The organism is Actinomadura geliboluensis (genome assembly GCF_005889745.1).
Taxonomy (GTDB): Bacteria; Actinomycetota; Actinomycetes; order Streptosporangiales; family Streptosporangiaceae; genus Spirillospora; species Spirillospora geliboluensis.
In genome coordinates, this window is sequence record NZ_VCKZ01000288.1 from 1 (window position 1) to 11,928 (window position 11,928).

The window sequence follows — 11,928 nt, forward strand, 5'->3', positions numbered from 1 at the left end:
CCTCCGGGGGGCCAGTACGCGCCGCCTCCGCCCGGCCAGTACGCGCCTCCGCCCCCGCCCGCCGGGGCGGCGCCGCAGCAGCAGGGCGGCAAGATCTCCCTGACCAAGAACGCGCCGTCGGTGTCGCTCACCAAGCACGGTGCGACCGGCGGCCACATGCGCGTCAACCTCAACTGGACCGCCCGTGAGGGCGTCGCCAAGGGGCGCCTCGGCAAGCGCCGCCGCGGCGTCGACCTCGACCTCGACCTGTGCTGCCTCTGGGAGCTGCAGGACGGCCGCAAGGGCATCATCCACGCGATCGGCGACATGGGCGCCCTGGAGCGCGCGCCGTTCATCAAGCTCGACAAGGACGACCGCACCGGCGCCATCGAGTCGGGCGAGAACCTCCACATCAACCTCGACCACACCAAGGACTTCAAGCGCATCCTGGTGTTCGCCGAGATCTACGACGGCGCCGACGACTTCCGCGGCCTGGACGCGATCGCCACGCTGTTCCCGGTGGGCGCGCCGCCGATCGACATGCGGATGGACGACTGCGTGGACGCCTCCCGCGACGCCGTCCTGGCGCTCATCGAGAACGTGAACGGCGAGCTGGTCGTCCGCCGCGAGGGACGCTTCATCCTGCCGCCGCCCGGCCGCCCGCGCTGGGGGAAGATGGCCGTCGACCAGGCCTACGCCTGGAACCTGGAGTGGGTCGCCTCCCGCGGCAAGGACTGAGTCCGCCCGCCGCGGGGGCGCATGTGGTCGGAACGGGTCCGGAACGTTGGCTGATGCTGCCGATTGTGCCGGGCCCGCCGGCGGCGGTAGGAACGATCACATGAGCACTCAGCCTTATCCGGTCGTTCCCGCGCCCCGTTTCGACGTTCCGGCGGTGGAGGCGGCACGGCGCGCCGAGGCGTTCGCCGACACGATGACGCTGCGCCGCACGGTGCGGGACTTCTCCTCGCGCCCGGTGCCGCCGGACGTCGTCGAGCACGCGATCCGTGCCGCGGCGACGGCGCCGAGCGGCGCGAACCTTCAGCCGTGGCGGTTCGTCGTCATCACCGACGCCGAGCGCAAGAAGCGGCTCCGGGAGGCGGCGGAGCGGGAGGAGCGCGAGTTCTACGAGCGGCGCGCGTCCCAGGAGTGGCTGGACGCGCTGGCGCCGCTGGGCACCGACTGGCGCAAACCGTTCCTGGAGGACGCGCCGGCCGTCATCGTCGTCTTCGAAGTGCACAAGGGGCCGGACACGCCTCGTCCTTACTACGTCAAGGAGTCCGTTGGCATCGCGGTGGGGTTCCTTTTGGCCGGGCTGCACCAGGCCGGGTTGGCGACCCTCACGCATACGCCGAGCCCCATGCGCTTCTTGAACGAGGTGTGCGAGCGTCCGCAGGAGGAGCGCGCGTACGTCGTGATCCCCGTCGGCTACCCGGCGGACGACGCGATGGTGCCCGACATCACCCGCAAGCCGGTGGACGAGGTCATCGTGCGCCTGTGACCGGCGCTCACGCGGCCTTGAGGTGGTCCGCGAGCTTCTTGTCGTGGGCCACCCGCACCAGGGCGGCGGTGAAGCGGGCCAGATCCTTGTCGGTGACCTTCTCGGCGAGCTCGCCGGGGTCGGTGGGCAGCCCGATCCGTTCGGCGCCCTTCTTCACCTGGTCGTCGATGTGGGGGCGCAGCCACGGCCAGATGGCCTGGGCCTCGCGGCAGAAGATGTCCACGCCGGTGGGGCCGACGCCGGGGAACTCCTGGAGCAGGCCGGCGGCCTTCTTCGGGTCGCGCTCGGCCGCGATGGCGAGGCGCCTCAGGTCGCCCTTGTACTTGTCCTGGACGAGGTCGGCGGTGTCGCCGAGGCGGGACGCGGTGCTCTCGTCGTAGCGGACGTAGTGGCCGCGTCCGAGCGCGTCCACCCGCTCCTGCCACGACATCCGGGCCATCCCGCGGGCGGTTCCGCCGCCGGCCTCGAACAGTTCGCGGGCGGCGGACACCGCGATCTCGGACGAGATGCGCGCGCTCAGCAGGTTGGCCAGGACGAGCAGCTTGAACAGCGCGGCCGGCTGGTCCTTCAGCGTGATGCCCGCCTCTTCGGCGAACGTCCGGCCGGACTCGCGCAACAGGTTCTTCACAACGGCATCCATGGCATGTACCTCCCGTGGATGGCGCTTACCCGGCCGGACGGGGATGACTCCTGGACGGTGCCCGTGCAGGGGTCGGTACGGGCGTCACAGAAGGCTGAGCTGGCCTTCCCCGGCGAGCGGGTCACGGTGCTTCTTCAGGTGCCGCCAGCGGGGGAGGTCGTCCAGGTACGACCATGACATCCGGTGGTGCGGTGTGGGGCCGTGCTCCTCCAGCGCCTTCTGGTGGACGGGCGACGGGTAGCCCGCGCTGTCCGCGAACCCGTAACCGGGGAACTCGCCGTCCAGCTCCGCCATCAGCCGGTCACGGTGGACCTTCGCCAGGACGGACGCTGCCGCGACCGTGACCGACCTTTGGTCGGCCTTGACCTCGCACCGGACGCGCCAGGGGCGGCCCAGGAAGTCGTGCTTGCCGTCGAGGAGGACGATGTCGGGCCGTTCGGGCAGCGCCTCCAGCGCGCGGACGGCGGCGCGCCGCAGCGCCTCCGTCATGCCGACCTCGTCGATCTCCTCGGGAGGCGACGCGCCGATCGCGTGCCCCGCGAGCCAGCCCGGCAGCAGGTCGGCGAACGACTCGCGGTGCGCCTCGGTGAGCAGTTTCGAGTCGGTCAGCGCGATGGTCTTCTTGCCCCGGCCGGGCACGGCCGGCGGCGGGCTGAGGTCGGTGACGGCGGCGCACACCACGACGGGGCCCGCCCATGCGCCGCGCCCGACCTCGTCCACCCCGGCGATCCGGAGCGGCCCGTCCTTGCGGGACGGTGCGGCGCGGAGCTCGTCCTCGATCTCGTAACCCGCGACGCGCGGGATCCCGCGCGGACCGTGCGGACCATCGCCGGGGGCGGGGTCGAATCCGGGCAGGGCGCCGGTGGGGTCGGTCAAGGAGGCTCCTCAGGAACGCATGAACGCCGCGATCGCGTGGCCGAGCCGTTCCCCGTCGTCCTCCTGGAGGAAGTGGCCCGCGCCGTCGATCGTAGGGTGCTCGACGCCCTGCGCGCCCGGAACCAGCTGCTTGAACAGCGGCGCCATTGCCCCGGTGATGGGGTCCTTGTCGCTGAAGGCCACCAGGAACGGCTTGTCCCACGCGCGCAGGACGTTCCACGCGTCGCGGTTGGGCTGCGCCTCCGGGTCGTCGGGTTCGGCCGGGACGAGGGCGGGCATGGCGCGCGGCCCCGCCTTGTAGGACTCGTCCGGGAAGGGCGCGTCGTAGGCGGCGCGCACGTCGTCGGCCAGCGCGGTGCGGCATCCGGCGGCGATGTTGCGGGCGATGTCGAACTTGGGTGCGGTCCGGACGGACTGGCGGAATTTCAGCCAAGTCTCCGGCATCGGGAAGTCGCCTGTGGGAAGCCCGGTGTTGGCGACGACGACACGGGAGAAGCGGTCCGGGTGGGCGGTCACCAGGCGCAGGCCGATGAGGCCGCCCCAGTCCTGCCCGACGAGCGTCACGTCCTGGAGGCCGAGGGCGTCGAACACCAGCGCGCGCGTCCACTCGATGTGGCGGGCGTAGGTGTGGTCGGTCATCTCGGCGGGCTTGTCGGAGCGGCCGAAACCGACCAGGTCGGGCACGACCACGCGCAGCCCTGCGTCCGCCAAGACCCGCATGACGCGGCGGTAGAGGAACGACCAGCTCGGCTCACCGTGCAGGCACAGCACTACGGGACCGTCGGACGGGCCCGCCTCGACGTAGGCCATCCGCAGGGTTCCGTCACCGTCCTGGGCCGGGACGTCCGCGTAGCGGGGCTCGTAAGGGAAGCCGGGGAGTTGCGTGAAGCGTTCTTCTGGCGTGCGCAGGATCCGCATGGGCCTCATCATGGCAGCGCCGCCGGGGCTGGTCTCAGCGGTACGCACGCGCTGCGGCGTTACGAATTCGGCCGGTGTCGGCTGAAGAATCAGACCCGCACTTTTGGACAGTACAAATGTCCTGGTCTCGGTACCGAGGGGCGTTCGGCCGCGCCCAGGCAGGCCGTACGAGAGGCAACGTTCCCCGCACGGGGAGTCCCGTTCCGGGCGGTCCTGCGCTTTACTCGCTCTTGATGGCTTTGTTCGGCAGGTCTCGCTCCCGCCCGGCGAAGGACGCCGCGGCGCGGGATCTTTTCGAGCGCCTGCGGGTGCGCTACTTCCAGATCACCCCCGGGCTGCGGTTCCTGGGCGGCCTGCTGCTGATGGCTCTGCTCCTGGCCGGCACCGTCCTGCTGGAGGGGCCGGTCCTTGGCGTGGCGGTGGGCGCGATCGTGCTGCTGGTGGTCGTCCACCTGACGCTGCGTTCGCCCACGGGCATGGCGGTCATCGCGGTCATCGCGTCCTGGCTCGCGCTGTTGGTTCCCCTGGGCAGGCTTTACCCGGACGGCGAGCACCCTGCGTACCTGAGCCCCACGCTGCTTCTGGCGGTGCTCGCCGTGCCCGTCGCGGTGGTCGCCTTCCGCCTGCGCGGGTACACGCCCTGGCGCACGACCCTGCTCACGCTGGCCGCCGCAGGGGCGGCCACGGCGGCGGTAGCCCAGCCGCTGCCGGAGGCGAGCGCGGCGCCCGGCTGGGCCGCCGCCCTGGCCGTCCTCGCCTACCGCTGGGACCGGGCCCGCCGCACGGTGCCCGCCGAGGCGTACGAGACCGGCTGGGTCCAGGAACAGGCGAGCTCGGAGGGGGACGCCATGCCGCCCGCCCCGCGCAAGAACCCGTCCACTCCGGACAAGCCCGACAAGAAGGACCGGCCGAGCAGGCCCGACCGCCGTGCACCGGCGGACGACCCCGCCGCGGCCGCGCAACCGGCCGCACAGGCCGCCGCGCAGGCCGCCGAGGCCGCACCGGCCCCGGAGCGGCAGGCGCCGCCGGAGCGCCGCACGGACGCCGCGCCGGACATCTCCGTCGCCGACGCGCTCGCCGAGCTGGAGAACATGATCGGGCTGGAGCCGGTCAAGCGGCAGGTCCGCTCCATCGCCGCGTCCATCGAGGCGGCGCACCTGCGCGCCGCCGCCGGCGTCCCCACCGAGAAGCCGATGCGGCACTTCGTCTTCGTCGGCCCGCCGGGCACCGGCAAGACGACCGTCGCGCGCGTCCTCGCCAAGATCTTCTACGCGTTCGGGCTGCTGCCGGAGCCCGCCCTCGTCGAGGCCCAGCGCGCCGACCTCGTCGGCGAGTTCCTCGGCGCCACGGCGCTCAAGACCAACCGGCTCGTCGACTCCGCCCTCGGCGGCGTCCTGTTCATCGACGAGGCGTACGGCCTGGTCAACTCCGCCGAGGGGCAGCCCGACCGCTTCGGCGACGAGGCCGTCCAGACGCTGCTCAAGCGGGCCGAGGACGACCGCGACAACCTGGTCGTCATCCTCGCCGGCTACGACGCGCAGATGGCCGAGTTCCTCGACTCCAACCCCGGCCTGGCCTCGCGCTTCGGCACGCGCGTGCACTTCCCGTCCTACCGGCCGTCCGAGCTGCTGCGGATCGCCGACTACCACACCGGGCTCCGCGAGGACCGGCTCGACCCGGAGGCCCGGCGGCGGCTCGCCGCGCGCTTCGAGGAGGTCGAGCGGCGCGGCATCATCGACGAACTGGGCAACGGGCGGTTCGTTCGGTCGCTGACTGAGGCGGCGGCGCGCGCGCGGGACGTCCGTGTCGTGGACGCGGCCTCCGCGTCCGCCGCGCCCGCCCGACCCAGCGCCGACGACCTGGTCACCCTCCGCGCGGAGGACGTGGAGACCGCGTTCGCCGAGGTCACCGAGCGGTACCGCGGCTACGCCGAGACGCCCACGCTGGACGAGGCGCTCGGCTCGCTCGACGCGATGATCGGGCTCGAACCGGTGAAGCGGCAGGTCCGGGAGATCGCCGCCCAGCTCCAGGTGGCGCGGATGCGGCAGGAGCAGGGCCTCGTCACCCGCCCGCCGACCCGCCACTTCGTCTTCACCGGCCCGCCCGGGACCGGCAAGACCACCGTGGCGCGCGTGCTCGGCCGCATCTTCGCCGCGGCCGGGCTCCTCGCGCGTCCCGAGGTGGTCGAGGCCCAGCGCGCCGACCTCGTCGGGGAGCACCTCGGCGCGACGGCCCTCAAGACGAACAAGGTCGTCGATTCGGCGCTCGGCGGGGTCCTGTTCGTCGACGAGGCGTACGCGCTGAGCAACCCGGGGTACGGCGGCGGCGACGCGTTCGGCGCCGAGGCGGTGCAGACCCTGCTCAAGCGCGCCGAGGACGACCGCGACCGGCTCGTCGTCGTCCTCGCCGGCTACGACGCCGACATGGACCGGTTCCTGGCGTCCAACCCGGGGCTCGCCTCGCGGTTCGACGTGCGCGTGGAGTTCCCCTCCTACGGGCCGGACGAGCTGCTCCGCATCGCCCAGCTCATCGCCGAGCAGGGCGGCGACCGCTGGGACGACGGCGCCCTGGACGACCTCGCCCTCGTCTTCCAGCGCGTCTGCGGCACGGGCCGGATCGACGAGTTCGGCAACGGCCGCTTCGCCCGCTCCATCTACGAGAAGGCGTGCGCGTGCCGGGCGCTGCGCGCGGCGGAGCTCGGCGACCGCGCCACCGCCGACGACCTCACGCTCCTCACCCCCGCCGACGTGCGCAACGCGTTCGCCGACCTCGCCCACCGCCTGGCATGAGGTAGACGGACGGTTCTGTCCGCGGCCTGCGATGTAATCGGGGCATGACAGCGGTGACGTGGGCCCAGGTTCTCGCCTGGCGGATGCGGCGGCAGTACATCGAGCCCCAGGGCGAGGCGTCGGCGGTGGATGTCGCACGCCGGCTGGCGGGCGTCCAGGCGCAGGTGGCGTCGGCCGCGGAACTCGCCGTCGCGCTGCGGCAGCGGAACCCTGAACGAGGCGCAGTGGCCAAGGCGCTCCTGGACGAGCGGACCCTCGTCAAGACGTGGGCCATGCGCGGCACCCTGCATCTCCTGCCCGCCGATGTGGCCGCCGCCTACCTCGCGCTGTGCTCCACTACCCGCCATTGGGAGAAGCCCAGTTGGCAGAAGACTTTCGGTGCCACGCCCGCCGACCTGGAGGCTCTCGCAGAGGCGGCCACTGCCGCGCTGGCCGGCGGTGAGGTGCTGACACGGGAGGAACTGTCCGAAGCCGTCATCGACAAGACCGGCTCACGGCATCTCGCCGAAGTGCTGGGGTCGGGCTGGGGCGTCCTGCTCAAGCCCCTGGCGTGGTGGGGCGTGCTGTGCCACGGCCCGGCGCAGGGTACCCGCGTCACGTTCGCCGCACCGGAACGATGGCTGCCGGGCTGGACGGGCCTCCCGCCGCTGGACGAAGCCGCCCGGACCGTCGTCTACGCCTACCTCGCCGCGCACGGGCCGGCGACACCCGAGATGTTCGACAACTGGCTCATGCGCAAGGCGAGCCGCAAGAAGGACGTCAAGAGCTGGTTCGCCGCAGCGGAGGACGGCCTGTCCACGGTGGAGGCGGACGGCGTCCAGATGTTCGTACTGGCCGAGCACCGCGACGAACTGCTCGCCACCGAGCCCAGCACGTCGGTCCGGCTGCTGGGTGCGTTCGACCAGTACGTCCTAGGGGCGGGCACAGGGGCGACCTACCTGGTCCCGGCGGAGCATCGCGGCAAGGTGAGCCGCACGGCCGGCTGGATCTCCCCGGTGGTCCTGCATGAGGGCCGCGTGGCGGGTGTATGGGAGGTGCAGGACGGCGATGTGGCCGTGACCGCCTTCGAAGACGTCCCGCCTGGACCGCTCAAGGAGGAGATCGGCCGCGTGGGTCCGTTGGTCTCCTGAACAGGGCCGGACGCAGGGCACGCTGCGGCGATCGTCTAGGGTGCCGTTCGTGGACGAGCGGGAGGAGCCGGTCGAGTACCGGCAGACGCGGTACAAGGCGCCCGACGGCGCGACCGAGATTCTTCTGGTCAGGCACGGCGCGTCGGCACCGGCGCGCGCCGACCGGTCGTTCCCCCTCGTGGACGGCCACGCCGACCCGGAACTGGCCCCCGAAGGGCGCGAGCAGGCCGAGCGCGTCGGCGAGCGCCTCGCGGAGGAGAAGCTCGACGCCCTCTACGTGACGTCCCTGCGCCGCACGGCGGAGACGGCGGCGCCCCTGGCGCGCCGCCTCGGCCTGGAGCCGCGCGTCGAGGCGGGCCTGCGCGAGGTCCACCTCGGGGAGTGGGAGGGCGGCCTGTTCCGCCAGAAGGTCGCCGAGAACGACCCGGTGGCGCAGCGGATGTTCGCCGAGGAGCGCTGGGACGTCATCCCCGGCGCGGAATCCGGCGCCGCCTTCGCGGCGCGCGTCGAGGAGAGCCTCACCCGGCTCGCGGCGGCGCACGCCGGCGGCCGGATCGCGGTGTTCACCCACGGCGGCGTCATCGCGCAGGCGCTCGCCGCCGCGACCGGCGCCCGGCCGTTCGCGTTCCTCGCCCCCGACAACGCCTCGATCTCCCTGCTGGTGCGCCTCGGGGACCTGACGTCCGTCCGCGGCTTCAACGACGTCTCCCACCTGGACTGGTCCGCCCCGGCCCCGCTGACCTAGCCTCTGGCTCGCTGACCTAGCCCTGAGCAGGGCGGTCTAGAGGCGGAAGCGGACCTGCTGGCCGGGACGGAGTTGAGCCGCGTCCGGGACGCCGTCCGAGGCGAGCACCGCGATCACCGGGTAGCCGCCGGTGGGCGGATGGTCGGCCAGGAAGATGATGGGCAGCCCGCTGGGCGGCACCTGGACCGACCCCGTGACCATCCCCTCGCTGCCCAGTTCGCCGTCGCGCGCGCGGACGAGGGGAGGCCCGTCCAACCGGACCCCTACGCGGTTGCTGTCCGGCGACACCGTGTAGGGCGTGGACGTCAGCGCGGCCAGCGCGTCGTCGGTGAACCAGTCGTCGCGCGGACCGGGCAGTACCCGGAGCACGGGTGTGTCCGGCATGGCCGGTGCTGGAGCGACGTCCACGCCGATGTCGGCGAGGCCCTCGGCGGCGCCGACTGGTAGTTGGTCTCCGGGCGAAAGCGGGGCCGGGCCGAGGCCGGAGAGAAGGTCGGTCGACCGGCTTCCAAGGACCCGATCGACGGCGACACCACCGCGCACGGCGACATAGCTGCGGAGCCCTGACGAAGGTGGGCCGACCTCTACCGTTCCGCCGTCCGGTACGAAGCACGGTGCGTTCGTGCCGTGGGCGCGGTCGCCGATGAGGACGGGCGCAGGAGCGCCCGTGACCGCGATCCAGGCGCGCCTGTGGAAGCGCAGTGCGGCGCTGCCGAAGGTGAGTTCGACGCCCGCCGCCCCCTCGGGGTTGCCGACGAGCCGGTTGGCGAGCCGCAGCGCGCGCTCGTCGGCCGCCCCGGACCGCGGGACGCCGAGATGGGCGCGGCCGGGCCGGCCGAGATCCTGCACGGTCGCCAGCGGACCGGGCCGCACGACCTCGATCAAGAACGCTCCTCGGGGACGAAGCGGACGCGCGTGCCCGGCCGGAGCAGCGACGGCGGGTCGCGCGTGACGTCCCACAGCCGCAGCCCGCTGTGCCCGAGCAGCCGCCACCCGCCCGGCGACCGGGACGGGTAGACCGCCGCGTACGGTCCCGCGATCGCCACCGACCCGGCCGGGACCGCCGTCCGCGGCGACTCGCGGCGCGCCACGTGCAGCGCCGGGTCGAGGCCCGTCAGGTAGCCGAAGCCGGGGGAGAAGCCGAGGTAGGCGACCGTGTAGGCGCTTCCGGCGTGCCGCCGGACGACCTCCTCCCGCGACAGCCCGGTGAGGCGGGCGACCTCGTCGAGGTCCTCGCCGTCGTAGACCACGGGGATCTCCACCGGGGCGGCGTCGCCCTCCACGTCGTCGGGCAGCGGCAGGTGCGGGAGGCGCGCCGCGAGGCGGTCCAGGTCGGCCGACGGGTCGGCCATCACGAGGACGGTCTGCTCGCCGGGCACCACATCGACGACGCCCGGCGGCAGGTCGTCCCGGAGGGCGGCGTTGAGGCGGTGGGCGGTGGCCAGGTCGCCGGTCTCCACGAGCAGGGCCGCGTCACCCGCCCGCAGCACCTTCACGCGAACGACTCCAGCGCGACGCCCGCGCCGGACAGCGCCGACCGGACGGACTGGGCGAGGGACACCGCCCCCGGTGTGTCGCCGTGTACGCAGATGGAACGGGCCTTGAGGGAGACCTCACTGCCGTCGACCGCGACGACGGTTCCGTCCACGGCCATCCTGACCGCGCGCTGCACGACGGCGTCTTCGTCATGGACGACGGCACCCGGCTCACGGCGGGACACCAGCCCGCCGGACGGCGTGTAGGCGCGGTCGGCGAAGCACTCCGCGACCACGGTCAGCCCTTCGGCGACCCCGTGCACCGCAGAGCCGGGGAGGGTCAGCAGCGGCAGCGACGGGTCGTACGCCCTCACCGCCTCCGCCACCGCGCCCGCCTGCACGGGGTCGCGGCTGACGCGGTTGTAGAGCGCGCCGTGCGGCTTCACGTAGGCCACACGCCCGCCTTCCGCGCGCGCGATGCCGTCCAAGGCGGCGATCTGGTACAGCACCTCGGCGGTCAGTTCGGGCGCGGCCACGTCCATCTCGCGGCGCCCGAAACCGGCCAGGTCCCGGTACGACACCTGCGCGCCGATCGTCACCCCGCGCGCCACCGCGGCGGCGCACACCCGCCGCATGATCAGCGGGTCGCCCGCATGGAACCCGCACGCCACGTTCGCGCTCGTGATCACGTCGAGCAGCGCCAGGTCGTCGCCCAGCTCCCAGATGCCGAACCCCTCGCCGAGGTCGGCGTTGATGTCGATGACCGCCATGTCCAAGACCTACCACCGATCCCGCGTCACTGACCGAGCGCACCCGCCGCCGGGCTCAGACGGGCTCCTCGTGCAGGTCCTCGACCTCGTGCCGGGACGCCCACGCCTGGTACACGCCGCGGTCGAACAGCTCCAGACCGAGACCCTCCGCCACGGGGGCCTTACCGCCGCAGTACTCCACCCGGAGCCAGCCGTCATGCTCGCCGAGCACCACGAAGGGTTCGCCGCGCCATGTGCAATGCGTGGTCACGTACTGCAGGCGGTCGACGTCGGCCAGGGGCACCACCTGGACGAACCGGTCCGGTGAGACCTGGCGGAAGCCGTCCGTGTGCCTCGCCGTGTACAGCCGCACCTGCTCGCCGTCGGGACTGGCCTCGTACTCGCCGCCGCGCCAGCTCGCGTAGAACCCGTGCCGGATGCTCATCCCCGCCCTCCCGGCAGCTTCACCAGCCACCTGCGCAGATCGGCGTCGTACCCCGCGACCAGGGTCTCGGCGCCGCGCGCGTCCAGCCGGTACAGCCCGGCGCCGTGCGGCAGCCGCTGGCTCTCGATCTTGAACTCCGGGATGGCCGGGCCCTCGCCGGGCGCGTACCCCGATCCGGGGAACGGCGCCCGCTCGATCACCCAGCCGCCCGGGATGATGCCCATGCTCCACTCGTCGATCCCGCCGAGGGGGCGCCGGAACAGCGCCGGCTTCACCGCCGGCCACCGGATCATGAAGACCTGCTCGTCCGCGTGCGTGAAGGGCGACCCCTCGTACACGAGCCCGAGCGCCCGGATCATCGCGGCGGGGGACCGGATCTCCCGCACGTCCTGCAGGCGGTGGACGTAACCGGCGACGAGGTCGTAGCCGCCCTCCAGGTAGTGCTGCACATGCTCGGGCCGCACGACCTTCTGCATCATCACCACCTGGGACGGAGCGTCGGGGGACGCGTCCTTCCCCGCCTGTGGTGCGGCAGGGGCCTCCTCCTGCGTGAGGACGGGCTCAGGCTTGGGAGCGGGCTCTGGCTCGGGGGCGGGTTCGTCCCGGCGTCCCTTGCCCTGGCCGTAGAGCGGCGCGACCGGGAGGCCGTGCGGGTCGCTCGGCGTCTCGCGTGCCGGCGATATC

At 73.1% G+C, this 11,928-nt stretch carries 11 protein-coding genes and 2 pseudogenes; 5 read left to right on the top strand and 8 right to left on the bottom strand.

The features are described 5' to 3' along the window. Both ETD96_RS30950 and ETD96_RS30955 read left to right on the top strand, forming a co-directional pair. Positions 1 to 717 (top strand): annotated as a pseudogene (locus tag ETD96_RS30950) (TerD family protein); the annotation flags it as partial. 100 nt (positions 718 to 817) lie between these two features. Next, entirely contained in the window at positions 818 to 1,477 is a 660-nt protein-coding gene (locus ETD96_RS30955) for a nitroreductase family protein (protein ID WP_138640028.1), read from the top strand. Positions 1,478 to 1,484: 7 nt separating this feature from the next. Here the strand turns inward: ETD96_RS30955 and ETD96_RS30960 are convergent, their stop codons facing one another. From ETD96_RS30960 to ETD96_RS30970, 3 genes are all read right to left on the bottom strand, one after another. After that, complete coding sequence (locus tag ETD96_RS30960) at positions 1,485 to 2,117, bottom strand: HhH-GDP family DNA glycosylase (RefSeq protein WP_138640029.1); 633 nt, start codon at positions 2,115 to 2,117, stop codon at positions 1,485 to 1,487. Positions 2,118 to 2,201: 84 nt separating this feature from the next. Continuing rightward, positions 2,202 to 2,921: a ribonuclease HII gene (locus tag ETD96_RS30965; RefSeq protein ID WP_138640038.1), complete on the bottom strand. Its 720-nt coding sequence runs from the start codon at positions 2,919 to 2,921 to the stop codon at positions 2,202 to 2,204. Between the two features lie 81 nt (positions 2,922 to 3,002). Next, a complete protein-coding gene (locus tag ETD96_RS30970; RefSeq protein ID WP_138640030.1) occupies positions 3,003 to 3,911 on the bottom strand; it encodes a haloalkane dehalogenase in 909 nt (302 codons plus the stop codon). A 233-nt stretch (positions 3,912 to 4,144) separates the two neighbouring features. On the opposite strand from ETD96_RS30970, the gene ETD96_RS30975 reads away from it, so the two are divergent. From ETD96_RS30975 to ETD96_RS30985, 3 genes are read left to right on the top strand one after another with little or no spacing between them, the layout of a single operon-like run. Further along, positions 4,145 to 6,700, top strand: coding sequence for an AAA family ATPase (locus ETD96_RS30975; protein WP_138640031.1), 2,556 nt, complete (start codon positions 4,145 to 4,147; stop codon positions 6,698 to 6,700). Between the two features lie 44 nt (positions 6,701 to 6,744). Beyond that, entirely contained in the window at positions 6,745 to 7,830 is a 1,086-nt protein-coding gene (locus tag ETD96_RS30980) for a winged helix DNA-binding domain-containing protein (RefSeq protein ID WP_138640032.1), read from the top strand. Between the two features lie 49 nt (positions 7,831 to 7,879). Continuing rightward, entirely contained in the window at positions 7,880 to 8,575 is a 696-nt protein-coding gene (locus tag ETD96_RS30985) for a histidine phosphatase family protein (protein WP_138640033.1), read from the top strand. Between the two features lie 36 nt (positions 8,576 to 8,611). On the opposite strand, the gene ETD96_RS30990 is transcribed toward ETD96_RS30985, so the two are convergent. The 5 genes and pseudogenes from ETD96_RS30990 to ETD96_RS45165 form a co-directional block, all read right to left on the bottom strand. Beyond that, entirely contained in the window at positions 8,612 to 9,460 is an 849-nt protein-coding gene (locus ETD96_RS30990; protein WP_138640034.1) for a 5-oxoprolinase subunit C family protein, read from the bottom strand. Further along, positions 9,457 to 10,071, bottom strand: coding sequence for a 5-oxoprolinase subunit PxpB (gene pxpB, locus ETD96_RS30995; RefSeq protein WP_138640035.1), 615 nt, complete (start codon positions 10,069 to 10,071; stop codon positions 9,457 to 9,459). Before pxpB ends, ETD96_RS30990 begins: the two co-directional genes overlap by 4 nt. Beyond that, the gene (locus ETD96_RS31000; protein WP_138640036.1) at positions 10,068 to 10,820 is read right to left on the bottom strand and encodes a LamB/YcsF family protein; all 753 of its coding nucleotides are present in this window, start codon (positions 10,818 to 10,820) and stop codon (positions 10,068 to 10,070) included. The genes pxpB and ETD96_RS31000 overlap by 4 nt, the downstream gene beginning before the upstream one ends. Positions 10,821 to 10,875: 55 nt before the next feature. Then, a complete protein-coding gene (locus ETD96_RS31005; RefSeq protein ID WP_138640037.1) occupies positions 10,876 to 11,244 on the bottom strand; it encodes a hypothetical protein in 369 nt (122 codons plus the stop codon). Further along, positions 11,241 to 11,928, bottom strand: a pseudogene (locus ETD96_RS45165) (hypothetical protein); the annotation flags it as partial. The pseudogene ETD96_RS45165 and the gene ETD96_RS31005, both read right to left, overlap by 4 nt.

Bases quoted from the DNA above. Each gene is read 5' to 3' on its own strand.
- ETD96_RS30960 (WP_138640029.1), bottom strand. From the start codon at position 2,117: ATGGATGCCGTTGTGAAGAACCTGTTGCGCGAGTCCGGCCGGACGTTC.
- ETD96_RS30955 (WP_138640028.1), top strand. From the start codon at position 818: ATGAGCACTCAGCCTTATCCGGTCGTTCCCGCGCCCCGTTTCGACGTT.
- ETD96_RS30970 (WP_138640030.1), bottom strand. From the start codon at position 3,911: ATGCGGATCCTGCGCACGCCAGAAGAACGCTTCACGCAACTCCCCGGC.
- ETD96_RS30980 (WP_138640032.1), top strand. From the start codon at position 6,745: ATGACAGCGGTGACGTGGGCCCAGGTTCTCGCCTGGCGGATGCGGCGG.
- ETD96_RS30975 (WP_138640031.1), top strand. From the start codon at position 4,145: ATGGCTTTGTTCGGCAGGTCTCGCTCCCGCCCGGCGAAGGACGCCGCG.
- ETD96_RS31005 (WP_138640037.1), bottom strand. From the start codon at position 11,244: ATGAGCATCCGGCACGGGTTCTACGCGAGCTGGCGCGGCGGCGAGTAC.
- ETD96_RS31000 (WP_138640036.1), bottom strand. From the start codon at position 10,820: ATGGCGGTCATCGACATCAACGCCGACCTCGGCGAGGGGTTCGGCATC.